Source organism: Methanosarcina thermophila TM-1 (genome assembly GCF_000969885.1).
Lineage (GTDB): Archaea > Halobacteriota > Methanosarcinia > Methanosarcinales > Methanosarcinaceae > Methanosarcina > Methanosarcina thermophila.
The window spans coordinates 313,458-333,392 of record NZ_CP009501.1 but is presented as its reverse complement, the minus strand read 5'-3'; the positions used below and the strand labels follow the sequence as shown (position 1 = coordinate 333,392).

Annotated in this window: 22 protein-coding genes and 1 pseudogene; 16 read left to right on the top strand and 7 right to left on the bottom strand. The window is 39.4% G+C overall.

Features of this window, described 5'->3' with window-relative positions; all coding sequences use genetic code 11:
- Positions 1 to 28: 28 nt before the first annotated feature.
- Entirely contained in the window at positions 29 to 1,951 is a 1,923-nt protein-coding gene (locus tag MSTHT_RS01515) for a hydantoinase/oxoprolinase family protein (protein WP_048166267.1), read from the bottom strand.
- A 350-nt stretch (positions 1,952 to 2,301) separates the two neighbouring features.
- Here MSTHT_RS01515 and MSTHT_RS01510 point away from each other — a divergent pair, with 350 nt between their 5' ends.
- The 7 genes from MSTHT_RS01510 (at position 2,302) to MSTHT_RS01485 (ending at position 7,208) form a co-directional block, all read left to right on the top strand.
- Positions 2,302 to 2,508, top strand: coding sequence for a hypothetical protein (locus tag MSTHT_RS01510; protein ID WP_231588141.1), 207 nt, complete (start codon positions 2,302 to 2,304; stop codon positions 2,506 to 2,508).
- Positions 2,505 to 2,786, top strand: a complete 282-nt coding sequence (locus MSTHT_RS01505) for a type II toxin-antitoxin system RelE family toxin (protein WP_048166266.1) — start codon at positions 2,505 to 2,507, stop codon at positions 2,784 to 2,786. Before MSTHT_RS01510 ends, MSTHT_RS01505 begins: the two co-directional genes overlap by 4 nt.
- Before the next feature lie 262 nt (positions 2,787 to 3,048).
- A complete protein-coding gene (locus MSTHT_RS01500) occupies positions 3,049 to 3,786 on the top strand; it encodes a M48 family metallopeptidase (protein ID WP_048166265.1) in 738 nt (245 codons plus the stop codon).
- 565 nt (positions 3,787 to 4,351) lie between these two features.
- Positions 4,352 to 4,672: a hypothetical protein gene (locus tag MSTHT_RS01495; RefSeq protein ID WP_148704329.1), complete on the top strand. Its 321-nt coding sequence runs from the start codon at positions 4,352 to 4,354 to the stop codon at positions 4,670 to 4,672.
- A 256-nt stretch (positions 4,673 to 4,928) separates the two neighbouring features.
- Positions 4,929 to 5,132, top strand: a complete 204-nt coding sequence (locus MSTHT_RS15305) for a HepT-like ribonuclease domain-containing protein (RefSeq protein ID WP_082086712.1) — start codon at positions 4,929 to 4,931, stop codon at positions 5,130 to 5,132.
- Complete coding sequence (locus MSTHT_RS15300; RefSeq protein ID WP_197071755.1) at positions 5,113 to 5,277, top strand: HepT-like ribonuclease domain-containing protein; 165 nt, start codon at positions 5,113 to 5,115, stop codon at positions 5,275 to 5,277. Before MSTHT_RS15305 ends, MSTHT_RS15300 begins: the two co-directional genes overlap by 20 nt.
- A gap of 1,568 nt (positions 5,278 to 6,845) precedes the next feature.
- Complete coding sequence (locus tag MSTHT_RS01485) at positions 6,846 to 7,208, top strand: hypothetical protein (RefSeq protein ID WP_231588140.1); 363 nt, start codon at positions 6,846 to 6,848, stop codon at positions 7,206 to 7,208.
- A 341-nt stretch (positions 7,209 to 7,549) separates the two neighbouring features.
- Here the strand turns inward: MSTHT_RS01485 and MSTHT_RS01480 are convergent, their stop codons facing one another.
- Complete coding sequence (locus tag MSTHT_RS01480) at positions 7,550 to 8,236, bottom strand: helix-turn-helix transcriptional regulator (protein ID WP_231588139.1); 687 nt, start codon at positions 8,234 to 8,236, stop codon at positions 7,550 to 7,552.
- A 125-nt stretch (positions 8,237 to 8,361) separates the two neighbouring features.
- Complete coding sequence (locus MSTHT_RS14900) at positions 8,362 to 8,517, bottom strand: hypothetical protein (protein ID WP_231588138.1); 156 nt, start codon at positions 8,515 to 8,517, stop codon at positions 8,362 to 8,364.
- Positions 8,518 to 9,408: 891 nt separating this feature from the next.
- Here MSTHT_RS14900 and MSTHT_RS01475 point away from each other — a divergent pair.
- Complete coding sequence (locus tag MSTHT_RS01475) at positions 9,409 to 10,308, top strand: IS5 family transposase (protein WP_048166263.1); 900 nt, start codon at positions 9,409 to 9,411, stop codon at positions 10,306 to 10,308.
- Between the two features lie 70 nt (positions 10,309 to 10,378).
- Here the strand turns inward: MSTHT_RS01475 and MSTHT_RS01470 are convergent, their stop codons facing one another.
- Together MSTHT_RS01470 and MSTHT_RS01465 are read right to left on the bottom strand one after the other, a co-directional pair.
- Positions 10,379 to 10,705, bottom strand: a complete 327-nt coding sequence (locus tag MSTHT_RS01470) for a hypothetical protein (RefSeq protein ID WP_048166262.1) — start codon at positions 10,703 to 10,705, stop codon at positions 10,379 to 10,381.
- A 581-nt stretch (positions 10,706 to 11,286) separates the two neighbouring features.
- The gene (locus MSTHT_RS01465) at positions 11,287 to 12,330 is read right to left on the bottom strand and encodes a DUF5996 family protein (RefSeq protein WP_052721902.1); all 1,044 of its coding nucleotides are present in this window, start codon (positions 12,328 to 12,330) and stop codon (positions 11,287 to 11,289) included.
- 428 nt (positions 12,331 to 12,758) lie between these two features.
- Between MSTHT_RS01465 and MSTHT_RS01460 the strand changes: the two genes are divergently transcribed.
- Complete coding sequence (locus tag MSTHT_RS01460) at positions 12,759 to 13,112, top strand: hypothetical protein (protein WP_048166261.1); 354 nt, start codon at positions 12,759 to 12,761, stop codon at positions 13,110 to 13,112.
- 80 nt (positions 13,113 to 13,192) lie between these two features.
- Here MSTHT_RS01460 and MSTHT_RS01455 read toward each other — a convergent pair whose 3' ends face one another.
- Positions 13,193 to 13,555: a SpoIIAA family protein gene (locus MSTHT_RS01455; RefSeq protein ID WP_048166260.1), complete on the bottom strand. Its 363-nt coding sequence runs from the start codon at positions 13,553 to 13,555 to the stop codon at positions 13,193 to 13,195.
- Positions 13,556 to 13,721: 166 nt separating this feature from the next.
- On the opposite strand from MSTHT_RS01455, the gene MSTHT_RS01450 reads away from it, so the two are divergent.
- The 3 genes from MSTHT_RS01450 (at position 13,722) to MSTHT_RS01440 (ending at position 16,474) form a co-directional block, all read left to right on the top strand.
- Positions 13,722 to 14,708 carry an ATP-binding cassette domain-containing protein gene (locus MSTHT_RS01450; protein WP_231588230.1) on the top strand — a complete coding sequence of 329 codons (987 nt, stop codon included), beginning with the start codon at positions 13,722 to 13,724 and terminating at the stop codon, positions 14,706 to 14,708.
- Positions 14,709 to 14,710: 2 nt separating this feature from the next.
- The gene (locus tag MSTHT_RS01445; protein ID WP_048166259.1) at positions 14,711 to 15,547 is read left to right on the top strand and encodes an ABC transporter permease; all 837 of its coding nucleotides are present in this window, start codon (positions 14,711 to 14,713) and stop codon (positions 15,545 to 15,547) included.
- 216 nt (positions 15,548 to 15,763) lie between these two features.
- Positions 15,764 to 16,474, top strand: a complete 711-nt coding sequence (locus MSTHT_RS01440) for an SDR family NAD(P)-dependent oxidoreductase (protein WP_048166258.1) — start codon at positions 15,764 to 15,766, stop codon at positions 16,472 to 16,474.
- Positions 16,475 to 16,570: 96 nt separating this feature from the next.
- Here the strand turns inward: MSTHT_RS01440 and MSTHT_RS13885 are convergent.
- Positions 16,571 to 16,803, bottom strand: a pseudogene (locus MSTHT_RS13885) (hypothetical protein); the annotation flags it as partial.
- 279 nt (positions 16,804 to 17,082) lie between these two features.
- Between MSTHT_RS13885 and MSTHT_RS01435 the strand changes: the two are divergent.
- The 4 genes from MSTHT_RS01435 (at position 17,083) to MSTHT_RS01425 (ending at position 19,585) form a co-directional block, all read left to right on the top strand.
- A complete protein-coding gene (locus MSTHT_RS01435) occupies positions 17,083 to 17,700 on the top strand; it encodes a YcdB/YcdC domain-containing protein (protein ID WP_231588137.1) in 618 nt (205 codons plus the stop codon).
- Complete coding sequence (locus tag MSTHT_RS14895) at positions 17,672 to 17,965, top strand: hypothetical protein (RefSeq protein ID WP_231588136.1); 294 nt, start codon at positions 17,672 to 17,674, stop codon at positions 17,963 to 17,965. Before MSTHT_RS01435 ends, MSTHT_RS14895 begins: the two co-directional genes overlap by 29 nt.
- A gap of 190 nt (positions 17,966 to 18,155) precedes the next feature.
- Positions 18,156 to 18,866 (top strand): SDR family NAD(P)-dependent oxidoreductase, encoded by a 711-nt coding sequence (locus tag MSTHT_RS01430; protein WP_048168286.1) that lies wholly within the window; start codon positions 18,156 to 18,158, stop codon positions 18,864 to 18,866.
- 50 nt (positions 18,867 to 18,916) lie between these two features.
- A complete protein-coding gene (locus MSTHT_RS01425; protein WP_048166257.1) occupies positions 18,917 to 19,585 on the top strand; it encodes a phosphoribosyltransferase in 669 nt (222 codons plus the stop codon).
- Positions 19,586 to 19,935 lie beyond the last annotated feature (350 nt).

The following is a 19,935-nucleotide window of genomic DNA, read 5'->3' as shown; positions in this document are numbered from 1 at the left end:
TAGAAGTGTCCCAGAAAATTTCTGGAAATCAGACATTTGGCAGCCCGACACCTACAAAAACAAGCTTTGTCTCTACAGGTATTGCTCCGGTTTCACTCAAAGAGATATCTTTTTTGCTAACTTCTATCTGAACCTGCCCTTTATCGAAACCTGATTCGGTCATATATTCCATGACAAGTCTTCTTCCAAGGGTATCAGCGTATTCCAGAGCCTCGGGATAGCTTCCGAAGATCTCCCTGCCCAGTGGGGAGAATAAAAGAACCATTCTCTTCTTGTCTTTTGAATATGTGCTTTTGATCAGGATTTCAAGCCTTTTTATGCCCTTGCCCATAACAGCTCCGACTGCGTTTCCTACCTTGGCATGTTCAGGGACTATAATTTCAGCATCAAGAATCTGTTTCAGTTCTTTTATGTATGCAACTACTGGGCCTCCAATGAGCACTACTGGAATTTTCATCCTGAACTGTATAAACCTGTCGGAAAGGAGGATTTTCTCGATTTCCTTCGGAGGCACATCCTTGAGAACAAAAGATAACAGGTTTAGAGCCATGTTCCGCGCAACATCTTTTTTTATCTGTTTGCAGAGCTCGATATGGTCGATCTGAGTATAGCGCTCCAGAAGTTTTGCTCCAACCTTTGAAGCTTCTTCATCCCATTCGGTATATTCCCCAAGCACGTGAAGCGCATCCGTTGGAGTAAACCCAATTGCCTGTATCAGACGTTTCCTTATGAGCGAATCAAGCAAGCCCGGAAAAAGCGTTTTCTGGGTCTCCCAGAAGATATCGTTAAGAGATGTCGGGAAATCCCCTATCCTGTCAAAGAGTTCCTTTTCAAGCTTTCCGAGGTCGGAAGGTTCGAGCCCTGTCCTTACAAAAAACTTGGTAGGCTGCACATTTTCCTCAAGGTGCATAGTTCCGGGGATTCTTCCTTTTCTCAGGGTTTCGAGAAAACCCGGGTATTTGACAGCTGCAACGCAGAGTGGAATAACTCGTCTTGGACCGATGTTTATTTTCATATTTCGGACCCAGATATGGCTGTCTCCTCCCATTGCCGAAGTTTCCATCCTGATAGCTTTAACCTTTGTCTGCCAGCCTCCGACTACAGCCCCGTCGGCACAGAGTTCAGGAAGCCCGTTTTCGAGCATGGAAACATCCGTACTTGTCCCGCCTACATCAATAACCGCACAGGTATCAAGCCCTGAAAGGTAAGAGGCTCCTACAAGGCTTGCTGCAGGGCCCGAAAAGATGGACTCGATTGGTTTTTCCAGAGCTTCGTTAATGCCCACGACCGAGCCATCGCATTTGAGCATGAGCAGCCTCGAATTCATTCCCCGCCTGGAAATTTCTTCCCTGATTGAACGGATGAACTGATTTGCAACAGGAATAAGCTGAGCATTCAGGTAGGCTGTAATCCCTCTCTCATAGGCTCCAAGGTCAAGAGAGAGTTCGTGCCCGCAGACTACAGGCATTCCGGTAAGCTCCTTAATGAGGGCTTTGACTGCCAGTTCATGGGCAGGATTTCGAACACTGAAGTAGGAAGAGACTGCAAAAGCCGAGACTTTGTCCTTAACCTTACGGACAAAGGCTTCTACAGCTTCCAGATCAAGAGAAGTAAGTTCGGCTCCGTGGTGGTCGTGACCTCCTTTTACAATAGTATAGAACTCAATATCCATTTTTTCCGGAACTTCGTAGTCTCCTACAAGAATCAAGCCTACAGGATAGCCATTTTTCTCAAGGATTGTGTTCGTTGCAAGCGTGGTAGAGACCGAAACCATTTTTACATCTTTTAGATATCTTTCATCCAGCCCATCTATGGAGTTCCTTATTCCTTCAAGCAGGTCTGGATAGGTGGTAGGCGCTTTGCTAGAATCCATCACTTTACCATCGGAATCCCGAATAATGACCGAATCTGTGTAGGTGCCTCCTGCGTCAATGCCCATGCTGTATTGTATTTAAATGCCTCCTGTCCATTTTTTAGAATTGGGATTCTTTGTAATTGGGGCGCATTAGATTAAAAATGCGGAGATATATTTTATTTAAAAATATAAATAGTACGTGGGTAATTGTATGGAATGTATTCTAAACCATATTTAAAAACCCGAAATTTATATAAACGAGTATATTAAACTCTCCTTTAAACAAAGGTTCAAAAATAATGAGAAACAGTGCTTAAAGCCTGACATTAAAGTCCAGTATAAACTTTTAAATTCCACTGCTAATCGGCGGAGTCAGACCGGGAATTAATAAACTAATCCGGGAAGTTGCCTGATTTAATCCTGGGATTATTAGATGGATCTGTGGATTGAACGAGTTGATGAGTATGATGCTTGAGGAAATTTTCAGCCAGCTAAAAGAGCTCGAGAAAAAATTCAATGAAATCAAGTATCCGCCAGAGACTGCATTTCAGCCGTCCTTCGCTTCTAAGATCCGGAAAGCGGAACAGGATAGCTTACTCCATAACCTGCCTGCTTTTGAGCTTAATGAACTTTTCGAAAAGGTAGAGGAATGACATACAGAGTAGCCCTTCACCCCTCGGTCCGCAGAAACCTTAAAAACCTGTACCGACTTGACAGGCAAAGTTACGATTACGTAAAACACCGCCTCAGCCTTCTGGCTTACAGACCAGAGATGGGCATCCCTCTTGAAACCGAATTTCAGGGAAAATGGAGAATACATATCGGTCCCTTTGTGCTTGTCTATACTTTCGACAAAACCACGAACATCCTTACCTTGCTTGTTCTCGAACACTATACACGGGCATACAATATGTATACCGCTTATGTGTGAGGTCTCACTCCCGAACTCCATAAACCTTCCTACTAACTTTCTTCTGCAAAAGCTTTTCAGTAAAGCCTCTTTGTAAAAGGGTTGCAGCGCAGACTTTTTTAAAAAAACTGCTTGATCACAAGCCTTTCGAAAAAAGGCTTGAGCGAAAACCGGCATGACGGCGTGGTCAAACGGTGCAGCGGTTTGTTGAGAAAAAAGGGAAAAGTTAAAACGGAGCCTGATGTAAGATCAACAAGAGTCGAGATTTAATCGAGAAATCAATATGAGAAAATACGACAGTATAAAAGCCTGTGACCGAACTATAAGTTATGAAATTATTTATAGTAAAAAGAGAAAAAGAGCAGCTATTTTAGTCCGCCCCGACCTGAGAATTGAATTCCGGGCGCCTCAGGGTTTGAATGTGGATATTATCAGGAAAATGGTCGAAAGAAAAGCGCAGTGGATTGTTAAAAAACTTGAATTTTTCGAGGCAAACAGGCTGCCTGATCCGAGTAAGCAGTATTCCGAAGGTGAAAGCTATCTTTATCTCGGCAAGGAATATCCTCTAAAAATCGTATTCAAAAATAGTATTAAAAAACCCCTGGCTCTTCTTAAGGATTCTGAACTTAGAGTTGAAATTCCTGGGAATACTTCTGAAGATCAAATTCCGTTCCTGGTGAAAGAAGCGATCTGGAGTTTTTATAGTGAACGTGCCAGAGAGGAGATTGAGAAACTTCTGAAGATTTATTCGAAAAAACTCGGGGTAGTTACTCCGGTTTTTAAAGTGAAGCATCAGAAACGGCGCTGGGGAAGTTGTTCCGCAGACAATGTCCTGAGGATAAATTTCCAGCTTATCATGGCTCCTCCCGATCAGCTTGAGTATGTGGTAGTACATGAACTCTGCCACGTAAAAGAGAAAAATCATTCTTTGCGGTTCTGGAAGCTGGTCAGGGAACTGATGCCTGATTATCAGGTACACAGGGACAATCTGAAAAAAGACGGCTGGAAATACGTGCTTTGAAGTCGGTAAAACTTGTATTGACTCTTCTTAAGAAGATGAAAGCACAGTATACTTTAAGATACCTTCCTATTATATACTCGAAAGGTAATGGTTAGTACGGATTTCTGAGAAGGCACGTCTCAAAACAAATCCAGGAGTTTTATTAATACTCTGACCTCGCCTTTTTACAGATACCCATTCATAATACACACCACTTTTTATTTTTTTACTATTTATCCTGATATCTTTACATTTGGATACAGAGTTTCCATTTAATATATGTCTGGTTTTGCTAAATTTTAGCTCTATTTACCGAATCCTATGTTTATTCCCTTCAACACCCTCCTCTTCCTCTGGCAATAAAGAACAGCGGACAGGAGGACAATAACTACTATCACCCCTCTAATTCTTCCTATCAAGCAATTTTAATAAGGATAGAGTATTGTTCAGATCCCATAAGTCTGCAATTGAAAGAGCAATATGAGAACGCACCCCCACAGTAAACTTAAATTTAGGAAGATTGTAATATTAACTATAACGAAAAAGCAGCCAAATTTAAAAACAACATTGGAAGGGGGGTATTTTGGTGGACAGCGAATCAGTCTCTTCAAATAGTATAAATTCTGGAGATATTGTTTCGGGGAATTCTATTGATTCAGGCAATTACACGGACACGGGCGGCGCAAGGAGACACCTTTTCAGTGAAATCTTTTATCACTTCTTTAATTTGAACCATGAAGAATCGTCGATCTTCCTTCTATGCGTACTGCTTATGACTTCAGGTCTCATTTTATTTATTTACGGATTTATTAGCGGGCAGCTTTATCAGTTTATAATGGCTTTCTTCTTCCTGGTTTCTGGACTTGTTCTGGACGATGCAAGACAGCAGCAGCTGTGCGCAAGGTAAAATTCCCGACTTCAACTATTCTTATTATTTTTCTAATTTCATCTGTGTTTCTATTTTTTTCTAAGCTGCTATTTTCCCATACTGCCATTACTTTCCCGATTTCATCGACGATTTTACTCAAAGTTGCTGGGTGATCATTTCCAGGGAAGCGCATTGTATCCCGGCTCTCTTATACAGGAAAAAGCAGGAGAAAGTAACAAGTATATACGAAACATATTTTTTTTGAGATGAGAGCTCTGAACGAGGTAATGGCTTTATGCGAGCCGAAGAAAGAGATCCGGAAGATTCTTTGATTGACATTCTTGATTCAATTGAAAAAATCGAGAGTTTCATTGAGGGATTTGAATTTGAGGATTTTTCTGCAGATGATAAAACCATATACGCTGCGATTCTGGCTCTTGAAATTATTGGAGAGGCTACGAAAGATTTTGCCGGATTCCTTGAAACTGAAACATCCTGAGATTCCGTGGAGAGAAATATCCGGACTGCGCGACAAAATGGTCTACGGCGATTTTGGTCTTGATCTTGAGGCTATCTGGAACACAGCAGTGGAATACGTTTCATCCTTAAAGCCATTGATTGTAAGAATTCTGAACGAAAGATAATCTATCTCCCGAGTTTTAATTTCGCCCTCTGGTATTAATCCCCTTAAGTAACGATCTTCTTAAGTAAGAGCCCATATACGGGCGCCAGCCCTGAAATAATACATCGTATGCAAGATCGTAAATTTAAGATCATCCTATAAAAGCAGTAATAATTTAGCTGCCATAAGTTTAAAAGTTTTGTTTAAATGTCGCCATTCCAGCATAAGGTCGCACATGCCCGTTTATCTGTTAGATGGATTGACTATACTTCGCCAGTTTGCGATTAAATCTTTAAGTTTATATACAATGAAGTACTCTACGGTATTGGGCATCTGGGAAGGTCATAAGAGACCTTTTAGCTCTTTTTAATAACCCCCCCATACCCCCTCCCCCAACTCCCAATAACCGGATGCCCAATTTCAATTAATGCCATATTTTTTGTATCCTTTTTTCTCCAGCGATATCGTTGCTATTGCATATGCGTGATAGTACCTTTTATTTTTCGGCACACAGTTTCATACCAGAAACCTTCCACACGTTCCACACCTGTACACTTATTTTCAAATTCGGTCAGGGTAACACATTATACGAATCCCGGACAGGGCAAATGTACACAATGCTATCTCCTGCACGTTCTGTGAGCCAATGACAGAGAGCGGCGACACAATGTTCAGGCAACCGAGAGATCCGTCCGGAATCCGTGCTTTCAGCAGCTAAGGCGAGTTTAATGCTTGTGTTTGAAATATATTAACAGGCAAATATATTGCATAATTTCCAAATCTTACATTTCTAGAAGGATCTTTAGGAAATTAAAAACATTTTTAAGGTTATTCTGACAATAAAAAGTTTAAAAAAACTTATTCCTGGAATATCACCTTTAAACTTTTTCTGATTTAGAATTGTTTGTATTTCAGATGAGAAAAACTTTTAATCAATAATTGATAGGGGCATTTGCAGGGCTAAGAGAATGCTCTGAATAAAAAGGATGCTCAGAATATAAAATCACGAGCTAAGAAATGATGAATACTTATCCAGTTTGGAAAACAAACATATTTTGATGACCCACAAAATGTGAAGAGATTTTTATACCTGAATTCCAACTATCTACCCTCAAAAACTAAAGTTTAAAACCTCTAATTCGATTAAAACTCATTATAAATCTATATAATTAGATTATAAACTTTATAAAGGCTTATTTATTCAATATAACAATTTTAAACTATTATTTTATTAAATAATCCTCCGTAAGCTGTTTTTGGGTATAAGTATATTTATATTTAATCTAGCTAATTTTAACATTGTCAAGCCGCAATCAGGCGGCAGGACAATTGAATATAGCTCCAATAACCGGCAGATAGCCAGAAAAACAAAAACGAAGGACAAAACCGACAGCTTCAGAAACAGATATGAAACAAATCTGTATAGATCTGTCGGTGTTTATCATCAAATTGTGCTAATCTGTCGGTGCTTATCATCAAATTGGATCAACTAAAGTGGGTATAGATAAACTTTGAAGAGTTTATTTGAAGAGTTTAAATAAACTTTGAAAAGTTTAAAAGAATTGGATTTCGGAGTGGATAAACGTGAATATGAGAAAAATAATTGGAGTTCTCATGGCAGTCTGTTTTGTACTGTCAGTGACAGTTGCATCAGTTAGTGCAGCACCCGGGTACAAAGACAAGAAGTACGACGATAAGAAGAAGGTTGACGATAAGAAGAAGTTCGGCGACAGAAAGAAGTTGGACAACGTGAAGAAGAAGTGGGACAACGAGAAGAAGAAGTGGGACAGAGAAAAGAAGAAATGGGACAATGAAAGGAAGAAATGGAACTTTAAGAAGCACAGCAAAGATTACAAGAGATGGCACATGCTTTACATGAAATGGTACCAGCTGTACCTCAAATGGCTCTTCGGTTACAACAAGTTCATCTGCCACTATTACAAGTATTGCTGAAGCCGATTGTGAGAAATGGCTGAAAGCTAAAGGCTGAAAAGTAAACCGATGAGTATTCTTTGAATACCCCTTTGGATTAAAGAAGCAGAACTTGGATCAAGAACTCGTAAGATCCAGAGCAGTATGGTTCTTACTGCTCAAAGAGTGAGGAGGTCCATGAAACCGTCATCGAGAGATAGTGACCTCCTCCCTAGATTTTTTTCGTTCCATTGTTGTCAGTGAGAGAAATCCTCTCTAAGTCATATGAATTTCTTGTTATTCATGAATTTCTCGTTATCTACCGCACAAGTTTTATTATTCCTTTCTGTACACAAGCTTTAGGCTCTTTATATCATGTTGCCCTATTTGCGTCCCTCATCCGTCAAAACCACAATATTCTCACGACCATGCTTGAGCTTCTTAATCAGTCCTCTCTTTTCCAGTTCTGAAAGCAGGAGGCTGACTTTTACTTCGGAGTACTTCAGCTTGTGGCGAAGTTCTTTCTGGGTAATCTTGCCTTTGTGACTACGAATTATATTCAGAATCTCAAGCAGCTCTTCTGAAAGAGGAAGTTTTCTCAAAGCAGCAGTCTCAATTTCAGAGTATCCTGCAGTTTCTATTACCGGCTCTATTACTGACCCTTTTATGGAAGTTACTTCTCCTGTACCTCCAGACTCCGGCTTTGCCTCAAAACCAGGACTTTTATCAAGAATTTTTGCCAGAATTCCCTTTGTACTGGATTTTCCTGTCTGAGGGCTGCGTCCTTTAATCTCACTTAGCTTTCTGGAAAGTTTATAGCCTCCGCCGAGCAGAAAGAGAAACATAAGGGTTGCTGGCAGGTAACTTAAAGTTGGCAGGTAACTTAAGGTAGAAAAATCAGTAAAAGAGCCCGTCTTGGCTTCTTCGGTGGGACTCACCTCATCGTCATAACCACTTTTATCTTCAACTGTTCCTGTTGCCGGATTTTCGGACACTGGATAAAGCAGGAGATCGAAAACATAGTTGCCTTCATCTTCAATTTTTAAAGGTGCTTGTTTTAAATAAATCACAGTCCCGTTCCGGTAATATTTGGCTGTAATAATATATTCCCCAGGCCCCAGTTCAAAGGAATATGTGCCATTTTTTGCTACTATGGATTGAGGAGGATTGGAATTTATATTAATAACAGTATCATTCAGGGCTCAAAGGTATCCCATGCATACGTTGCCCCGTGAATGGTTGCAGTGACGTTGCTGTCTGCTAGGAAGGGTACCCCTGAAACAGGTAAAGCAGATACCCCCAGAGCGAGTAAAGCAGAAGTGCAAACAATAATGTATGACCTCAATTCCATATCTACCAGTAAATCCAGTATTGTAAATTGAGGCCATGGGAACCAGTTGCTAAAATTATAAGCATGAATCTCTATAGTTCTGCAGATACAGGAAATCCGCTCATTTTAATCCGCTCGTTTTAAGATCTATATCGTTAACCCGCCCCCATGACCCGATATATATCTGATATAGTGAGATAGTGAACACATTACGAAATTGCTTCTGGTAAGATCAAATATGTAATTTTAAAGCAGGCTCACTGCGAACTTTCTTCACGTTTATAGACTGCTACGGTTACTGTTATACAAGTAAGTAAGTATAAATTATAAATAAATATTTCGTCTCTTATTTATTTCTATATTATTTAAGCAGCAAAAAGAGTCCGTCAAGCATATAAATAGATTTTAAATTATTATTAGCGTTATAATTCCATGTGAATATTTTAATTATTATATAATACCATGATATATCCTGTATACAGAATTATTCTCTTTAAATAAAGCTAACAGGCAATAGGACGATTTATAGTACAGTATAATATCCAGTACTTTTATCCGGACACAGCGAATAAACCTGAAAGAATTTTATAATTATAATTGAGCTAAAAATCTATAGATAAGATTGCTAAACAAGCCTACCATGTGAATCAAAAGCGAAATCGTTAAACAGGAGTTACAAGGTAGTAATTTTCACATGAATTCTTAATGCCGGCACGTCTAGCAACCACCACGTAATAATATTTTCCTGCTCGGGCTTTGAGAGTTTTTAACTCTTGCTTCAGCTCTTTATACCTAAGTACGGCTCTGTAGAAATCCTCTAAATTCTGTTTTTACCCAAAAATTATAAAAATAAAATTGTAAAAATGCTCCTTAATTTTTTTGTCCACACAAAAAACAAAGGAGCAATTGCTATTGTCATCAAATAAGTATATTAAATTTATTGATCTCAGTCTTAAAACGGTTCAGTCTTCCAGACTGAACCTTTACTCCTGCAAATATTCCAAACGTGTTTATACTCAACATCAGCTTCTTGTTCTTGTTTTATTGAAGGAGTATATAAGTACAGACTACCGTGACTTTGTAGAACTTGTTGACCTCATGAACAGTATAAAGGAAAAACTTGACCTTGATAAGGTTCCTCATTACACTACTCTTCAAAAGTTTGTGTCCAGAATTCCCTCTTCATTGTTTAACCTAATTTTGTCAAAAACTCTAAAACTATTTTACTCACATGGAGAAAAAGTTCTCATTACGGCAATTGATGCAACAGGATTTACGAGTTCTTATGCAAGTCATTATTATTCTAAGAGAACAGGGAAGCTCCGAAGGAGCTTCCTTAAAACTTCAATATCAGTAGACACTATTAAAAAAGTAATATTAGGATGGAAAATTAGCCAAAAAACAGATCATGATGTCAAGCATGCAAAGACTCTGATAAGACAATCAAACAAGTCAAGAAAGTCTCAATGTTATGTGATGGATAAAGGATATGATTCCGAAGAAATTCATACTCTAATAAGAGAAGAGATAAAAGCAGATTCAATAGTACCTTTGAGAGAAAGAAAAAGAAAGAGAATAAACGGAAAATATAGAAAACAATTAAACAAAGACTTTGATAAGATCAAATACAATAGAAGGAATATAGTAGAGACAATAATATCTGTTGTAAAAAGAAAATTTGGAGAAACATTAAGAGCAAGAAAGGTTAGAAATCAAGTAAAAGAAGTAAAAGTTAAACTAATAGTCTATAATATAAACAAAAAAGTAATACAATTATTATGGATTAAATTAAGGATTTCTACAGAGCCCTAAGTACATCTTATTTTAACATCGTACTTTAACATCGTACTTTAACATTTTATTTTTAACACCTTTTAACATCTTACTTTAAGCACAGATACCTATATTTGTTGTAACCATCGAGGTACCCTTTCTGGAAGCCTCTGTTATAGTTATCTCTGTAAAATTTGGTCCATCTTTTGTCATTTAAAGGGGAAGGAATCTTCGAGAGAACTTCTTTTATGCCGTATTTATTGCAGTCTTTCTGACCCTGTTTTTTGCCGCCTTCGTAACCTTTCTTGTAGCCGTCATTGTAGCCATTGCTGCTATTAGCTGCACTTGCTGATGCTGCCGTTACTGATAATATAAAACAGACTACCAGCAAAACAGCAAGCACCTTTTTTATTCTACCAGATTCTTTATTTTCCATACATTATACCTCTGATTTATTTAACTAATTGAAAATCGAATTTATGCAAGCTTGAAGAGCATCTGTTCTAAATTGGTGAGTCTTGTTTATAGTAAGGGATTCGATTTTTAAATTCACCAGTTTGAGAGTTTAAGGTGCCTGCAATTTCTGTTCCGCCTTTGAATTTACAGAAATTATTAACTGTTTGCAGACTCCCCTCAATTGGTAGTCTTATATTATTGGCTGGATTAAATATAAGGATACTTACATTTAAAATGGCTCAAAAACAGTTTAATTAATATAATAAGTATTTCTAAAACTTTAATTTGAATTTATTGCTCTATTATGTTTTTAAATACATAAATATTCTTTAAAAATCCCCATATATAGATTTATGTGCAAAAATAGCCTTTATATATTTATTCCAACCGGGAATAATTTCCGGGTTAAAAGACTACAACGAAGCATAATAAAAGATAAATTCTGTTTGAATTCGATACCGAAGAGCAAAAGAAAAAATAAAAGATAGAAAAGGGAAAACAGGAGATGTCCCCTAAGCTCTTCTTTAAGATCCCTGTAGTTTTGAATTAAGAAATTTTGATTTAGGCATCAGGTCTTTCCAGCTTTTCCAGTATATCTGCCTGCCCTTTATACTGCTTTTGAGCCTGCTCCTTGAATTGTTTTTCGGACGAAGGAAGCCTGAAGGTTTCAATGTCCCAGTTTGCTCTTTTTGCTCCCGCCTGATATACGCTCTCAAGAAAGTCCAGAATCGCTTTTTCCGGGGAGTCTGCTGCGTTTCGGACATCTTCATACCTTAGTAGTGCAAGCCCTGACTGATGGCTCCAGAAAGCTTCTTTCGGGCTTAACGGCTCATTCATAAAACCGGCTGGCTGCGGGTACATGTACGCATAAAAAGCCGGCTCCCTCATTTTCTTATCTCCCGCCCAGAAACCGAAGCTTATCATCTCATTTGAGAAAATCTCGCGTTCGACAGAGTTTGCCCCTTCCATAACAGGTACAGGCCTGCCTGAATACAGAGTAAGTGCAAGGTCGGCATGGTGCCAGAAAAAGTGCACAGGTGAACTTTTTCCTGTAAACCAGCCTCTGAAAATCTGAAAAACAGAAGAGACCTGCACAAGGATTCTCCAGAACCGGTTCACATATTCTTCGTCATAGGACGCATGCTGGAAATCGGACGGAAAAGGCTCGGTACTCACTTCAGGTATATCATATGGCATCGGCCTGATGCCCGCCACAATCCCGAGATCTCCCAGGCTTGAAAACACCCTGTCATAAAATCCGGCAACCGACAGTCCCTTTAATGGCACTACCCTTGAGTCGCCTTCACTGGTCTCAATACTTAAAACGTGCACTTCGTCCCGGAAATTAAACTGCATCTCGAAAATCATATCTTCGTAAGGAATCGGTCCCGTCGTGAGCCCGCGCACAGAAACATAAAACGGGACATGCCACCAGTGGTTCATCTTCGGAGACAACCCAAGCTTGACCTTCCCCACGATCTGCAAAAACAGATGCAGCGTATTCTTCGTATCTTCCCATTCTTCAAGCGGCAGAGGTGGAAATTGAATATCCCGCGTAAAGCTAGTACTTACTATGTTACCCCCTCCGGAAAAACTCCTAGTCATTCGATTGGTAATTTTAAATTTACTTATAATGCTTTTAAAATTATAGAATTGTGGATATAAGTTGTAGTTTTCCTTAATTTCTAAGTTTAAAATCTTTCCCGCCCAAATAAAAAAATTGAGGTTTTGATCTGGAGAAAGTTTTTGAGATATATCACTCATTTTTATTTTTCAGGCTTCCTGGCGCTCAAAGAGGAATCTACAACTGTAAAAGATATTCGATAGGAGCTTCGGGAATTGTTACAAAGAAATCACAGCAGATTAAAGAAAATTATATGAACACGGAATATATAATTCTCTGATGCAGCTTCTCATACCCAATATCATTAACGGAAGGTGAGACAATCGGAAAAATAAAACTCTTTAGCTTTCTGTTCATTGTACTGGTACTTATTTCACTAATACTGTTATCTTCCGGCAGTTTTCTAAATATGCCTGGAAACGAAAATGGAAACTTAGAGGTCATAAAAGAAAACTTAAATGAGAAAAAAGACAACCTGACAAATCAGGTTCAAGAAATAAAAGAAACCTTAAAAGATGAAAAAGGAAATTTAACAGGCATAGAAGAGAACTTAACAGACTCAAAAGAAGACCTGATAAGTAAAAAAGAAAATTTGACAATTGCACTTGAAGGTATGAGAGAAAACGTAACACGTGAAAAAGAGAATTTAACGGCTCTAAACGAGAACTTTACGGATATAAAAGAGAATTTAACCGATATAAAAGAGAACCTGACAAGCATAAAGAGTAGCTTAACGAATATAAAGGAAACTTTGGAGCGGTAAAGCAAAAGTTCACAGATTAAATTGAAAAAGTGGAATAGTTACCAGTTATGTAAGAACGAGTGAGAGGATGGATACTAAACTCATTCACTGATCCAGGCTTTTGCCTCAGAGAGTTCTTCGTTTTTATATGTTCTCACCGGAAAGGGAATGATAAACTTAAAGAGCCCAACTGCACTGTTCATCCAGTCCACATCTGAAACAACTGCGATTTTTTCAAAAGCTGTAAGGTTCCTTATGCCAACCTTAGCATCCTCCAGCATGGCGCTGATGGTGAACCACTCGAGTTCTTTGTCCATCTGGTAAAGCATCCGGATTTTTCCGTACTTTTGTATCTTATCTTCAATAGCAGGAATTAGCACCTTGCTGTAATCGTCCCCAGTTACCTCTCCACTTACCCTAACTGCTACTACATTATCCGGCAAACCCTCTATAATTTCTATCATTTAACTCCCCATTTCAATATTCCCTTTAATTCTGTTTTATTTATTATTTTGAACGAATATAAGTTTTGACCCGATCCAGTTCAGGCTTCACGGAGCAAAGAATCTATTTATCATAAAGGTTCAATTTTTCTTGAGGAAATGATAAACTGGGTATGGGGTACTGGCTCTGGAAGACAATATAATAGAAGTAAATGGTCTTGAATATTTTTTCGGCGAGATAAAAGCTGTCGATAATATCAGCTTTACGGTGAAAAAAGGGGAGATTTTCTCCTTCCTGGGACCGAATGGAGCGGGGAAAAGTACTGTGATCAATATCCTCACAACGCTGCTGCCCGTTCAGAAAGGAGAAGTGAAAATTGCGGGTTACGATTTGAAAAAAGAGCCCGAGAAGGTCAGGGAAGCTATAGGGATTGTTTTTCAGGAACTGACCCTTGACAGGGATATGACCGTGAAAGAGATCCTGGAATATCATGGGAGGCTCTATTCCATGCCAAAAGCTGAAAGGCAAAAGAGAATTGATGAGCTTCTCGAGCTGGTAGAACTTGAGGGAAAGCGGGATACTCTGACAAGGCATCTAAGCGGCGGGATGAAGCGCAGGCTTGAGATTGCGCGGGGGCTTATGACCCGACCGAAAGTGCTTTTCATGGATGAGCCAACACTAGGGCTTGATCCTCAGACACGAATAAGAATCTGGGATTATGTAAGAGATATAAACGAGCAGGGGACGACCATTTTCCTGACAACCCATTATATGGATGAAGCCGACCAGCTAAGTGACAGGATAAGCATTATTGATCATGGGAAGATCGTTGTCACAGGTCGACCCTGGGAGTTAAAAAACACACTTGGTCAGGATCTCATATATCTTGAAACCAGCGAAAACTTGACTGCTTCAGACCTGTTGAAGAAGCTAGAGAATGTAAAAGGAGTACGGGAAAAATCAAAAGGAATAGTTGCTATGGTCAATGTGGATGGCACCTACCTGCTGCCCGAGATAATGGATAGGCTTAGAAAAAAAGGAATAAGGATAAGAGCCGTAAACCTGAAAAAACCGTCAATGGATGATGTTTTTGTCCATTATACAGGCAGGGAACTGCGGGATACCGGCATGGAAAAAGGCTCGACTGTAACCCAGAGGGCGAGGGGGCGTTAAAGATGCATACAGGTTTCCTTACCATCTACTGGCGGGATATGCTAAGGTTTGTTCGGTTCAGGACTCTCCTGTTTGCTTCCCTTGTCCAGCCTGCCCTCTGGCTTGCCTTCTTCGGAATCGCAATGTCAAACAACTTTGAAAGATTGACTGCAACCATGCCAGCCATTCCCGGGGTCAAGACTGTAGGTTACCTGACTTTTATAGGAGCAGGCGTTATTGCCATGACCACGCTTTTTACAAGCCTTTTCGGGGGGACAGTCCTGCTTTTTGACAAAAACTGGGGGCTTATGCGGGAGACACTCTCAAGTCCTCTCCCTAGAATCCATATAATCATAGGGATAGGGCTTTCAGCTATGACGAAATCTCTTATCCAGGCAAGTGTTATAATGGGGTTCGGGCTTCTGCTTGGAGTTGAGTTCTTTGAAGGATATACTCCTGCGCAAACTATCTTCTCGCTATTGGGGATCGGGCTTTTCATAGGGGCATTTTCACTCGGCTTTCTTTTCCTTTCAGCTGCAATAGCCATAACAATGGAAAGCCCGGAAGGAATGCAAGCTGTAATAACCCTGCTTACCATGCCTTTCTTTTTCACGAGCAATGCGCTTTATCCTGTGAACTCTTTTCCTCCTGTGCTCCGAGCTCTATCTACAATCAATCCTCTAACACATCTTGTCAGCGGGATAAGGTACTTTGCAATAGGGAGCGATTTTTCATCAATCGGACTCCGTTATACTTATACCCAGCAGGGAATCCTTATTTCCTTCATAGCTCTGCTGGCTTTTGCGGGAATAATGTTTCTTATTGCGAGGTGGAGGTTTACCAAGGTTAGAGTCACATGAGCTGCAACCCATATTCAAAGAACTTTTTTTCAGAAACTTAATTTCAAAAAATATATCCCCTTTTTTACCAGTTTTATCCTTGATTAAATAAAAAACGATTAGATAAAAATAAACTGTTCAAAAGTGAAGTGATTAAAGAAGTGAAACAGTAAAAGAAATAATACAAACAAAGAAAAAAAGCGATAAAAGTAAGAAAAAAGCATAAAAGGGATAGCAATGAGTTTAGCAGGTCAAACAGCTCTTGTAACTGGGGGAAGCAAAGGGATAGGAAGAGCTATCTGCCTTGCTCTGGCAAAAGAAGGAGCAAACGTCGTCATTGCAGCAAGAAATGAGAGTGAGATAGAAGAGACAATGAATAAGTTAAAATCGATGGGCAGCAAAGCCATGGCTATTCAGGCTGATATCCGCAGTGAAGAGGATGTAAGGCGTCTGATCTCAATGACAATCGATAAATGCGGCAGGCTTGATATTCTTATCAATAATGCAGGAGTGGCTCACAAGAAAAGGCTGGAGGAAACCACTCTGGAAGAATATGACGAGATTATGGATACCAACTTAAAAGGAGTTTTTCTCTGTACAAAATATGCGATTCCATATATAAGAGAAAGTAAGAACGGAAAAATCATCAATATATCTTCGGTAGGGGGATTACACGGGCTTCCTGAATTTTCTGTATACTGCGCCTCGAAGTTCGGGGTAAACGGCTTAACAGAATCCATTGCTGCCGAACTGGAAGGAGAAATAAAAGTCTATGCAGTCTGTCCGGGTGCTGTGGATACGGACATGTACAGGTCACTCTTTGCAGAGAGACCCCCACTCAAACCCGAGCATATTGCGGAAAAGGTTCTGGAACTTGCCTCGCCTGATTCAAGAGTTACATCAGGAAAGATAATCGAGATTCAGGCTCCTCCAGTCCCTCAGCTTTGATTGTGAGAGAGCAGGACATAGTCCGGCAATTTTGGCGAACTTACAATATGTTTTCAGGTCTTACTGCACTCTTTTGCCGGATTTGCTTTTTCCTTTTTAAGATTGCTCATTTCCTTGGCATGAAAGTATATTTATTTGTTTTTCACATACTTTCTCCTTCCTTTTTCCCATAATTGCGATCATTCCACTAATTATTGCTATCCTTTCATCAACTGAGAATATCTCAGTCTCAACAATCTTCCTCTTTTGAATTACTCCTTCTGATATCCTATCTCATCTTCATGCATCTCATCGTTTATGATAAGACGCCATATTATTGCTGGAATTTTTCCTTACCAGTGCGATAGCGCGTTCGTGAGGTCTTGCAGCCTGAATCGAAGGATAAGCCCAGGTAGGTGACAAAGATTTTACAGATTTTAGAACAGAATGTGAACTTATATATAATTCTTATACAGAATAATAAAAACCAGATATATAGCAACAAAGTAAAAGAGGGGCTTGGGTATGCAACAGATATTTCCAGTAACTGGATTATATGAAATTCAAACTTGTGTTTAAAAGCTTAAAGGAGAGAAAATTATGAGATTTAAGCTAATTTTTAATTAGGTTTGATACTATTGTGTGCAATATTTGTAGCTTTTGCTTCTGAAGAGGGGGGAATAATCTTTACAAAAGAAGATGCAAAGCAAATAAAATACCCTGATCCCTCAACTGCAGACGTAAATATTAGTTTTGAGGATGCAAAAAACAAGCTAATCTCAGAAAATCCGGAAGTAACCAATGAATCTATTCATGGAGAGTTGATTGATGATGAAAATTTCGGGATAATCTGGCGAGTGAGCTCAAAAACAACTAATGGAAAAAACATCTTTGCAGGAATAAATGCCTCTAATGGAGAGCTACTTTTTGTATATGATGGATCAAAGAATGTACAGGGCAGAGACAGTATAAGCAAAGATGATGCTCTGAAAATAGCAGAAGAATATATCGAATCCAGGGTTTCAGCGGAAAAAATTAATGAGATTGAGCTTGAAGATGTAAATTACATAGGACCTGCCGCTGACGATCTGCCAGGATATTATCATGTAAGTTATGCAAGAATTATCAGAGGAATACCTTCTCTTTCCGATGGAATACTGCTTGATGTTAATGCAGAAACAGGCGAAGTTTTAAGCTATGACAAAAGCTGGTCTATGGATGAGGAAGAGAGCACTCATCGATACTGAACCAAGCATTACGGATGAAAAAGCAGTTGAGATTCTCAAAGAATTCATGAGTAGCCAACCACCCATAGGAGAAGAAAAAGCAAGTACTGTAAAAGTTCTTTCGTCGAGCCTTGTCTGGAAAGAGGACAATGAAGATAAAACTCGTCTGGCATGGTGGATCCGATTCATTGATTCAAGTTTTGAAAGAGATGACAGCCTTCCTGCTTCAGTATTAATTGACGCACATTCAGGAGAAATGTTGCTTTTTGATTATTCAAGAAATTAAATTCGAGATGATTATTCAAAAATTAAATTCGAAAGAGTTCTAATCTTTTTATTCCTCTTTATTCTCTTTCTTTTTAATACTGAGATCGGACTTGACTACAGTTCAGAAATATTGCTTCCAAAGATATATCCTTATCCTGCCTGATAATTAATTAAGTGACTGTTAATGAAGTGACTGTAAAGTGACAGCTATGAAACTGAAGGGTCAGACAGCCATTGTAACCGGTGGGGGAAGAGGAATTGGCAGGGCTATCTGCCAGTCGCTGGCAGGAGAAGGAGCCAATATTGTAATTGTCGCAAGAACCGAGAGAGAAATTCGAGAAACTGCCAGGCTGGTGGAAAAGCAGGGTGTAAGGGCTCTTGCGGTAAAGACGGACATTAGAAAAGAAAAGGAGGTCATTAATATGGTTTCAAAGGCAATAAATGCCTTTGGAAGAATTGACATCCTCGTAAATAATGCAGGAGTGGCGTATAGAAAGTATCTTGTGGAGACTTCAACTGAAGAATATGATGAGATTATGGATACAAATGTAAAAGGAATGTTTTTCTGCACGAAGTACGCTCTTCCCCACCTGCTTAAAAGGGGAGAAGGCAGGATAATAAATATATCATCAGGGGCAGGAAAGCATGGAATACCAAAATTATCAATATACTGTGCCTCAAAATTTGCTGTAATTGGTTTTACGGAGTCTGTTGCCTACGAGACCGGAGGCGGGGTTCATGTATATGCGGTCTGCCCTGCCAGCGTGGATACCAGCATGTACCGGTCGCTGCATACCGATGAGCCTGTCCTCAAACCCGAAGATGTTGCAAAAAAAGTTCTGGAGCTCTGTTTGCCTGAAACAACGCTTCCTTCAGGCTCCTCAGTCGAGATATACAGGCGGCCTGTAAGGATAGTTTGATTTTGAGATCTGTACAGAAAAAGAACAGTTTATGAACTTAAGGGGGAAGTATGTTCAAAAACCGTAAAGATGCAGGGGAAAAGCTTGCAAAAGCTCTTGAGAAATACAGGGAAGAAAATCCTGTGATTCTTGCAATCCCTCGCGGAGGGGTGGAGGTAGGACTGCAGGTTGCAGCAAAACTGAATGCTGAATTTTCCCTCATTATCGCAAGGAAACTGCCTTTTCCGGATAACCCCGAAGCCGGATTCGGGGCAATAGCCGAGGATGGGAGTACGTTTATTTTAGAAGATGCATACTACTGGCTTGAAGGGGTAACTATTGAAAGGATAAAACAACAGCAGATTGCCGAGATCGAAAGGCGCATAAAAACCCTTAGAGGAGGCAAGCCCCTGCCGGAGATCAAGGGAAGAACAGTAATTCTTATTGATGATGGCATTGCAATGGGATCTACAATGCGGGCAGCCATTGAACTTTGCAGAAACAGAGAAGCCGGAAAGGTCGTGGTTGCAGTACCTGTAGCCGGAAGAGAGGTTGCAAAGGAACTTCAGAAAAAGGTGGACGATCTCATAGTGCTTGAGACTCCTGCATATTTCAGGGCTGTTGCCCAGGTTTATGAGAGATGGTACGATGTCTCGGATGAAGAGGTGCTTGACCTGCTCAGAGAAAGAATAAGGGAAAAAGAGCTGAAAGATCAGGAATTTCATGAGCTGGAAGCCTGAAAACTATTATTCTCTATAAACCTTCCTTTGTTGCTCCTATTGTAAGATAAGGAAACTACACACAAGAAAAATAATACAACAAGAGAAATAATACAAAATTTGGCTTTTTTGAAGTTAATATTCTCATATTAATTTTTCTGTTTTTTGAAAAGATTCTGCAGGGAAATTCAATCATTTTATGGGATTTTACATTATGGAGAAGGTCTTCTGGAAGAAGCTTTTTGAAAATTCGCCTTCTGAAAGCCAGGTTACTGATGCATAATAAGATAAGTATCACGGAGCAAAAATCATTGGTCAATAAGCCTTTCAAACATCCTCTCTAAACATGCCTCAGAATTATACTGCCTTTA